At 32.8% G+C, this 9,700-nt stretch carries 5 protein-coding genes; 3 read left to right on the plus strand and 2 right to left on the minus strand.

Translation table 11 applies throughout. The annotated features are described in order from the left end of the window. Window positions 1-10: 10 nt before the first annotated feature. On the minus strand, window positions 11-1,528 hold the full coding sequence (locus B9N71_RS01800; protein WP_143421984.1) for a hypothetical protein: 1,518 nt from the start codon (window positions 1,526-1,528) through the stop codon (window positions 11-13). A gap of 464 nt (window positions 1,529-1,992) precedes the next feature. Here B9N71_RS01800 and mprF point away from each other — a divergent pair, with 464 nt between their 5' ends. Both mprF and B9N71_RS01810 read left to right on the plus strand, forming a co-directional pair. Then, window positions 1,993-4,596, plus strand: a complete 2,604-nt coding sequence (mprF, locus tag B9N71_RS01805; protein WP_208610407.1) for a bifunctional lysylphosphatidylglycerol flippase/synthetase MprF — start codon at window positions 1,993-1,995, stop codon at window positions 4,594-4,596. Between the two features lies 1 nt (window position 4,597). Beyond that, window positions 4,598-5,878, plus strand: coding sequence for a virulence factor family protein (locus B9N71_RS01810; protein ID WP_085163902.1), 1,281 nt, complete (start codon window positions 4,598-4,600; stop codon window positions 5,876-5,878). An 86-nt stretch (window positions 5,879-5,964) separates the two neighbouring features. On the opposite strand, the gene B9N71_RS01815 is transcribed toward B9N71_RS01810, so the two are convergent. Next, the gene (locus B9N71_RS01815) at window positions 5,965-6,861 is read right to left on the minus strand and encodes a DMT family transporter (RefSeq protein WP_085163903.1); all 897 of its coding nucleotides are present in this window, start codon (window positions 6,859-6,861) and stop codon (window positions 5,965-5,967) included. Window positions 6,862-8,154: 1,293 nt separating this feature from the next. On the opposite strand from B9N71_RS01815, the gene B9N71_RS01820 reads away from it, so the two are divergent. Continuing rightward, complete coding sequence (locus tag B9N71_RS01820; RefSeq protein WP_085163904.1) at window positions 8,155-9,225, plus strand: acyltransferase family protein; 1,071 nt, start codon at window positions 8,155-8,157, stop codon at window positions 9,223-9,225. The last annotated feature ends 475 nt before the right edge of the window (window positions 9,226-9,700 follow it).

Below are 9,700 nucleotides of genomic sequence, written 5' to 3' on the forward strand. Positions count from 1 at the left end.
TATTGATAATTTAATTAACACAAACTGTGTTTCCATACTGCCAAATGTCAACTGCCCCCATATTGCTGTATATTAAAAGATTATAAAGTTTATTGCCTTGATATGTATTTTGAGTCCAATAAACCTCATTACTTTTGAAATTACTACCAGGGTAGCTCTCATTAATGTTAGCATAGTCATAAGTTTCTCCCCATTCTGCCAATAATCCCCCACCAATACGACGTTGATAATTACTACCCTGACCTGCTAAACCTTGATTCCAATATTGAGAATTAGCATTAGTTAATTGATTAACTGTAGGTATTTGATAGCCCAACTGATTACAGTATTGTTCAGCCTGAGCATAACTACGATTGCTACCACTATAATCCTTTCTTGCGATAAACCATTTTTTGATGGTAAAACTATATACTTTATTGGTTTTGGCTTTATCGGAATATAAGATAAAGGTCGTCGGCACTGCGGTTGCTGCCTCGGCAGCGCTAGCCCCCTCTTTGGGTCCGACTAATCGAATCTTGGCAATACTGCCATTGCCCGTTATAGTTAAATCAATGCCCGATGTTGCTGGTGACTTGTCAAACGTCATATCACTGCCTAAGCTATCAACCATATCCATGGTAAAAAATAGCCCATATGCCCCCATGGTTGGAAAGTTTGATGCCGGATTATTTAAATCTTGACGTTTAAAACCTTTTGCATCATCCCATTGGTTTGGTGGACCTGAATAATTTGACCCACCCCAATTTTTTTTTCGACTATTACTTAAATATAAGTTAGGCTTGGCAGAATAAGTACAAGCGCCTTTAGGCGGATTTAGGTAATAGGTGGCGCGATTAGCTGCTATCTGAGTTGAATTTGGTTTGCCATAAGCCGTTGATAAAATGCTATTATCACTTTGCATTGTTACACTATAGGGCGCATTGCAATCCTGAAAGGTATCATCTAATCCCATTTCGGTACCATTGGCATCTCGACCAATAATAGTTAAATTCCCCGTTGCGGTAATATCACCATCGCCATCTTTATCAGCCCAAAAACCATTATTATTCAGCAAATCGGTCATTGAAATAGCACTTTGACCCAATGGAATAAGCGTTTTAATATCGCTAAGTTTTAAACCATCATGCGGCAATGGTATCGGATTGGCTTTAGTTGAGGGATTGTTTTTTGGTGTTAGCACCTTACCATCAGGTAGCTCAATATTTAAAAATCTATCCGTATCCCATGATTGGGTTTTGCCGCCATCAAACGTTAAATAAGGTGCTGAACCCTGTATTTCTTTTACGGTTTTTGCAGACTTAACTTTAGGTAATACCCCAAATACAAATAAAGGATGACTAATTCCTATACAAAAAAACAGAAATAAAATTGATTTTAAAGTGATGAGTTTTTTTTGCAACATCAACAGTAAATCGCTACAGAAGCATAATCGACATATAACAAAACGAAAATAACTTAATGCTAACTGCTTAATTAACCCACTCTTATTCTTCTTTTTTATTCTAACATGTTGTACCTTTGACTTCATGATAATGTTCCTTTACATTAATATCCACATCATACAAATGCTATACCATAACGTTGCTAGCACAATTTCTTGTCAACTTATCACATCGCATAGTGATTACTTGGTAATGATCGATTTTTGCAAATACATTTTCAACAAAAAATCTAGTTTCACAAATTAAAAATTAAGTCAACACGATTATAGCGTAAAGGCTATTTTTTTACATAAAAATTTCAATAAAATAATTGTCTATCACATGTTAAAAGACATTTTCCATCGTCTAGATACAATATTAGAAGGTAAAACGTTCTTTCTAGAGTAATCTAATCTTAGGTAAACAAATACACATACAATATTAATAGTAAAATTTCAGTAATTAATGTTTTTTTATTGTTTCTTTATTTTTTTACGATTGTTTTCACTAAAATGGAAAGGTAGAATGCGCGAATCAAAATATTATCAAAGCAAATATTGGAGTTGATTAAGTGAAAATATCAACGCGTAAAGTTTTGCCTTGGCAGTTAATAGAATACTTCACTCGTTATCGCCAATTTATAGCTCTACTATTTGGTCTATCTATCTTTTTTATAGCACTGATTGTGTGTTGGCACTTACTTAAGGCAATTAATGTTAATGAGTTAAAAAGAGCTATTGATCACCTTTCAATGTCTACAATTTTATTTTCGTGTTTATCTGCCATTGGTAGTTATTTAATGTTGATCTGCTACGAATGGTCAGCTGCACGTTATGCGGGTGTCAAATTGAAACCCGCAACTATTGTACTGGGCGGAATTTGTGCCTCAGCTATTGGTAATGCAATCGGATTGTCGGCATTATCTGGTGGTGCGGTGCGTTGTCGTCTCTATTTTAAACAAGGATTAACAACTATTGATGTTGCCAGAATGTCAATTTTTGTTACCTTATCATTAGGATTCACGTTACCACTATTAGCAGCGATTACCGCTTTAATTCATCCCAAAAATACGATGTTAGCTTTGCATTTATCAGCAAATAGTGTGTGGATAATTGCATGTAGTGTAATTTGCTTTTATGGTGTGCTATTTATCTTTTTGCAAAATAAGCGATTAGCAGAAAAACCAAATAACAACACCCAATTATATCAATTATTTCGATGGTCTATCCGTCTTCCTAATCTTCGTTTAGCATCTTACCAATTTATTATTACTCTATTTGATGCCATTTTAGCTGGCGCAGTACTTTATTTTCTTTTACCAAAACACCCTGATTTTGCTACCTTTATTATGATCTATATTCTGGCGTTAGTAGCTGGAGTATTGAGTCATGTTCCTGGTGGTGTTGGTGTATTTGAAGCCATTATGTTAGCGGCATTTTCATCCGAAATTAATATAGCTTCATTAACCGTTGCATTAATCATTTATCGCATTATTTATATTTTAATCCCCCTTATTTTGGCGGCTATTTTGCTTTTAATAAACGAGGGAAAACATTTTTTAACTGCACCTCAAGTTAAAGAGACAGAAACAGGAATTGCAGCGCCCATCATGGCGGCAGCTGTATTTTTTGCCGGTGTGGTGATGATGTTTTCAAGTGTACTTCCTGGGTTTAATCACCATTTAGTCAGCACCTTTATCCCCAGTAAAATAGTCAATATTGCTCATCTAATTGCTAGTTTAATTGGCGTTTTATGCATATTACTTGCAGTAGGAGTAAGACGAAGACTCTATTTTGCATGGGGCATTTCGATTATTTTATTATTTTTAGGTAGTATCTGCTCGCTTTTACGCGGATTACATTGGATTGAAGCCAGTGTATTATTAATTATAGCAATATTATTAATCCATTTTAAACATGCTTTCTATCGTAAAAGTCGATTAAGCATATTACCTTTTTCAATTAAATCCTTTGTCATCTGCTTTTGCATTATTGCGCTTTTTGTATGGCTAATTTTATTTATATATCAAGATATTCCTTATAGTCACGATTTATGGTGGCAATTTGAGTTAGACAGCCGAGTACCGCGTGCTCTTCGTGCCGCTTTAGGCAGTTTTATTTTGTTAAGCTTTATTATGTTGTTTTGGTTATTTCGCCCTGCGCCACCAATTCTAACTCAACCAAAACAAAACGAGCTAAATAAAGCCTATCAAATCATTTTAGATTCAAAACAACCTGAAGGTGGGCTTGCCATGAGTGGCGATAAGTCATTACTTTTTAATGAATCACAAACAGCTTTTATAATGTATGCCAAACGAGGCAGAAGCATGGTTGCCCTTTATGATCCAATTGGAAACAGTACTGATCGTGCTAGTTTAATTTGGACTTTTCGAGATTTGTGTGATCAACATAATCTTCGTCCGGTTTTTTATCAAGTTAAAGCAGCAAATTTACCTTTTTATATGGATATTGGTCTTAGAACTATTAAGCTAGGTGAAGAAGCCTTAGTTAATTTAAAACAATTTGATTTAAGCTCAAAAGATTATAAAGATCTTCGCTACACTTGGAATCGTGGTCAACGAGATGGTCTATCTTTAGTATTTTATTCTCCAGGCACAGCACCACTTGATGAATTAAAAGCCGTTTCAGATGCGTGGTTAAAAAGCAAGCACGCTAAAGAAAAGCAATTTTCGTTAGGATCTTTTTCCGAGCAATACTTGAACAATTTCACTATTGCGGCAATAAAATATGAAGGTCGTATTATTGCTTTTGTAAATCTGCTAGAAACAAATCAAAATTATAGTGCAAGCATTGATTTAATGCGTGTTGTCCAAGATATTCCTAAATTAACTATGGAGTTTTTAATGGTTGGGTTGATTTTGCATTATCAACAAAAAGATTTTAAATTCTTCAGTTTAGGGATGGTTCCACTTGCAGGTATGCAAAGACGTCGAGGCGCTCCCATGATACAAAGACTAGGTGCACTAGTTTTTAGACGGGGGGGACGTTTTTATAACTTCCAAGGATTACGTCGCTTTAAAGAGAAGTTTGCAACACACTGGGAGCCACGTTATATGGCTGCACCAGCAGGACTTGATCCTTTAGTTGCAATCATTGATACCACCATGCTAATTTCAGGTGGAATAACGGGATTAAAAAAGAATAAGAGATCATAATATGAAAAAAATAATACGCTACATTTTGTTGTTAATTGTTATGATACTCATAGTACTAGTAGGATTTGTTGGTTGGTATTTGATAAAAAACCAAGATAGTGCGTTAGTAAAAACGATAACAATCGAAAATGACTTTTCTATTATATCGGCAAAACCTAAACAAACAGCCGAAGCTGCGGCTATTATTGTCGCAACTAACAACAATCATTTTACAGAACAACAACTATTAAACTTATCTGAAAAAATGGGCGCCAAACTAGTTCAGTTTGAATTAAAACCGCAAGCAACTTGTGCTGAGCAAAAAAATCGCTTTAACCAAGCTGTAAACATATTAGGAGAGTCTAATTTTGCTGTCGCAGGTATGAGAGAAGGTGCCACTTTTGCTTATCGATGGCTAGCAGAACAGCAAAGTGATGATGCTAAAGCATTATCAATAGAATTCATATTAGATCATAAAGATTGTGATGATCCATTGCCAAAACAAGCTAACCACGGAACGTGGCAAGTAATTTGGAATAACCCACCCGAAGAAAATGTTGCCGTATTCCCACGAGAACAGAAAAAGATTGCTGTCACCACAGGAATTGGCGAATACCAAACCTCACCTGTTGAGCTTTTAAGTTTGCATTTATCTTCAATTTTATTTGGTGATCACCAACAGCTACCTGTTATTGAATTACCCGCAACGAGTAAAGAAGTTCATCCTAAAACCGTTACTCTTTATTATTCTGGCGATGGGGGCTGGCGTGACTTAGACAAAGTATCTGCTGAATATATGGCAGCGCATGGTTACCCTGTTGTTGGTGTCGATGCTTTAAAGCTGTTTTGGCAACACCGTTCTGTTGAGCGTAGTGCAAAAGATCTCGCCTATTTGATGCAACAATATCGCGAAAAATGGGGTACAACTCGTTTCGTGCTTACAGGCTATTCATTCGGTGGAGATATTTTACCTGCACTTTATAACCGGTTATCAACTACAGATCAAAATAGTGTTCAAGCGATTGTGATGATCGCATTTTCAAAAAATGCCAATTTTGAAATTGAAATCAGTGGTTGGCTTGGTCAATCTGGTAATGAAATGAAAACAGGTCCAGAAGTCAATAACATACCAGCGAGTAAACTATTTTGTATTTATGGTGAAGAAGAGAAAGACGATACTGGATGCTTACAGCCAGAAATGAAAGGTGAAGCATTCAAATTACCCGGAGGCCATCATTTTGACGAAGATTATCAGCATTTAGGGCAAATTATCATGGATGCAATCGATAAAAGAACGCAATAACTTAATTAACCATCTCAAATATAAAAACCGTTTTCAGACCCAAAGCTCTCATGTGCCTTTGGGCTTTTTATAAGTATTAAAATTAATTAGTTTCTTTTTATGCGAATTTTACCTTCTGACAATAACACACCACAAAGCGTAAATAATGTTCCGATAGCAGCAATCCAGGTGAAAGGTTCGTTCAAAATAATAACAGCCGCAATAATAGTAAGAATTGGAACTAAATATAAATAAATACTAATTTTAACTGCACCAATTAATTTAACAGCATAGTTCCAAGATGAAAAACAAATAGCCGAGGCACCAACACCCAAGAATAAAAAATTAAAAATGTTAACGGGATCGGTAAAACGTGATAAATTCCAATCAAAGTCGAAGAGAGATAACACAGGAAACATTAACATCAAACCATAAAAAAAGAATCGCCTTGTTAACAAAATAGTATTGTAACCATAATTGCTACTTTTTTTAGTTAAAATCGAATAACAAGCCCAAAATAAACAAGCCAACATAGTAAGCAGATCACCAAGTGGATTTAACGAAAGCACAAACTTACCATTAAAGCTAATTAGTCCAACACCAATAATTGCAAATAAACAACCAATATAAAAACGTTTAGGTGGTGTTTCGGTTTTTAAAAAGAAAATAGATAGTATTGCAGTAAATATTGGTGCTAAAGTGGTAATTACTCCAACATTTGAAGCTGTAGTATAAGTTAATGCAATATTCTCACATAAAAAGTAACAAGTTACACCACACAGCCCTGCACATAAAAACATAAACTCTCGCTTAACCCCCTGCCAAGCCAAAAAGCGCGGTGATAAGATCCAAAGGGTTAGATAGCCAAGTCCAAATCGAAAAAACAAGATCTCTATTGGTTTAAAATCCGTCAATAAAACTTTAGTTGCAATAAATGTTGTTCCCCAAAGAAACACTGTCATTAATGCGATTAAGTGCCCTTGTGTCCTTTTTGAAAATAACATAATAATCTCTCTGCTCACATAATTATTTCGCAACCAAAGTACAGCTCATTGCTTAATCTTTTATTTAAAATAGTAGTATTCAAAAAAATTTAAAACAATTTATAAGAAGATTTGATAACGAAAGAAAAGGCGCTATTTAAATAATTAAAATTCTAGCAATACTAGCTTTCTATACGTATTAGTGCAAATTATATCAAACAAAATAAGCAAAAAAACTAAAGCAAGTAGTTCTTAATAGATAATGGAAGAAGAAAGGATTTTACAAAATATGCAAATGGAAAAAATATCAGGCAAAAAAAAATCCACTCGAAAACTCGAATGGAAGGCAAAAAATGAAAAACGTAATCTGTTAATATAGACAAACTAAATGGGGAAAAGTTCAATTTAATTTCATATATTTCTTAATATTTAATGATAAAAAGAGTAACACAATGATTTTTAATATAAATTATTTTTAAATTTTTATAAAAATCATCAATCTTATCCATTTAGTTTAATCAAATTACTAAATGATAATACTGCAAATTTTCCAATTTATCTGTTATAAGCTGTATTTTTATACTGAAACACATAGTTACCTGAAAGTTTTTAACAAATTTTTAAATCCTCAAATTATGATTGAATTGATATCCTAAAATTAACAGCGATAGTTATACATTTAATTCTAGTTATGTAGTTGTTATAATCACGGAGGGAGTAAAAAATATGTGGGATAAAGAGTTGGAAGAAGCAATTAAACAAGCTGGAGTTGTATTGGTGATTATGTAAAAATAAACAGATTAATCGATTTTAAATGAAAGTGGAACAAAAAAGAAGATAAGAGCATAATCGTGAAATGGTGAGCTCTAACTCGCCATCATCACTTGTATAACGGTTTTTGTGCTATAACCGTTACATGTGTTACTTCTTAGTTTTTTTGTGTTTTTCATGACCTAGATGCGTGGTTATTTCTTCATTTAATGTGGTATCAATCACTAGTTTGTTCATAAAACACGTTAATTTGCCTAAATCTTTCTACGTTTTTATGCTTTTAGCTAGCTCGACTGCCATTTGTCTTACTTTTTATTCATTCATTTTATATTTAACTTGTTTTTGCTCATTAGAGTAGTTCAAAATAGGTAAATTCACAAATTCATTTGCAGGGTCAATTCAGAAAGATGTTTATAATCAATTAATTTTAAATGATATTTTATTTTTTATTTGTTTGGACATTTATTTTTGTAAATTGTAGTTTCAGTTACATAGAAATGTGATAATGTACGCTAGTTTATTTCATTATTCACAGTATCTAAAATGGTAACAGATAAACCGCAAAAAATTCATTCTATACATGTATTACGTGGTGTTGCAATTATAATGATTGTTTTTAGTCACTGTTTGGGTGTGTTTAAAAATACTCATTTAATTGCTAATAGTTATTTATTTTCTTTTTTAAATTTATTTGCCTTTAATTTCACTACTTTTTTTGTATTAATTGCTGGTTTTTTATTTCAACATCTAACTTATAAATTTGATACCAAAACTTATTATTTATCAAAGTTTAAAACTGTTGTTTGTCCTTATATTTCAGTATCTATTTTTTGCTTTGTTTTTTTTCATTATCAGTATTTATCTAATTTACCTTGGTTTTCATCGACTGAAACTAGTGTTGTTAGTTCAATAGTTAGGATGATGCTGACGGGAACACAACTGCTACCATTGTGGTTTATCCCGATGATTATCATTATTTATTTAATGGCTCCTTTATTATATTTTTGGTCGAAAAAGAATTTAATTGTAGCTGGTCTGATTGCTATGTTTTGGGTTGTGGTGTTTACTAAACCTGATTTTACTCAACCTATTTTAAATTTGTTGCATTATGGACCAGTTTATTTAATTGGCATGATGATAAAACAAAATTATCAAATTATTATCAAAACAGTTAAAGATAATTTATTCTTAGTTGTGTTTCTTTTTAGTTTATGTTTTTTTGTTCCATTTGCTTATCGCTATATGAGTCATTTAGGTGTAGAAAAACTTTATTATGATACATTACAAAAAATCGTTTTATTTATATTAGCGCTTTATTTTTTAGATGGGCTGAATCATAAAACGAATGAGGGGAAGTTATATAAATTCTTTTCTTATATGGCAAATATTAGTTTTCCTATCTATTTTATTCATGAAATTATTGTTTTAGAACTTGAACAGCTATTGTATATTTCTCCTCTAGGTTATGTAATCAAAACCAACAACGGTTGGTTAGCATCATTGGGAGCTGTAATCTTTTTAGTGTCAACTTTAATCGTAAGTGTCATCATCGCTAAAATAATAACGCTAGTTTTCAAAAATAAAGCAAAATACCTTATTGGTGCAATTCGTTAGATAATATCATCTATTATTTGACTTGGTGCTTTGAAATATCTTTATTAAATTTAAAACTTAGAATGTAAATTAATATTCTAAATTCACGTTAAAAATATGAGGTTTTTTATATTTACCATGTAAATTAACTTAATGAATTGTTTTTTCTATAGCAAATAACGTTTATTTTGTTTATACCAAATATATTAAACATGTAGATTTGAACAAATAAAATGCAAACGAAAAAAAAATTGCAATTAACACTTGCAGGAAATTTTTAAGCCCCTATAATGCGCACCCACTGACACGCAGTCAGCGACAAGCAGACGAAGAGTTGGTGATTAAGTGAGATCAAAAATTTTAAAAAAGATCTTGACGAATAAAAAAGGTTAGCGTAGTATACGCAACCCTTGAGACAGCGAACTAAATCAACGAAAGGTTGACGAGGGATATAAGCTGTTAGCTCTTTAAAAAGAAGAAACAGACAATCTGTGTG

The sequence above is a fragment of the Gilliamella bombi genome (genome assembly GCF_900103255.1).
GTDB lineage: Bacteria > Pseudomonadota > Gammaproteobacteria > Enterobacterales > Orbaceae > Gilliamella > Gilliamella bombi.

Excerpts from the sequence above, each read along its gene's own strand:
- B9N71_RS01800 (WP_143421984.1), bottom strand. The coding sequence starts at position 1,528 with ATGAAGTCAAAGGTACAACATGTTAGAATAAAAAAGAAGAATAAGAGT.
- B9N71_RS01810 (WP_085163902.1), top strand. The coding sequence starts at position 4,598 with ATGAAAAAAATAATACGCTACATTTTGTTGTTAATTGTTATGATACTC.
- B9N71_RS01815 (WP_085163903.1), bottom strand. The coding sequence starts at position 6,861 with ATGTTATTTTCAAAAAGGACACAAGGGCACTTAATCGCATTAATGACA.
- B9N71_RS01820 (WP_085163904.1), top strand. The coding sequence starts at position 8,155 with ATGGTAACAGATAAACCGCAAAAAATTCATTCTATACATGTATTACGT.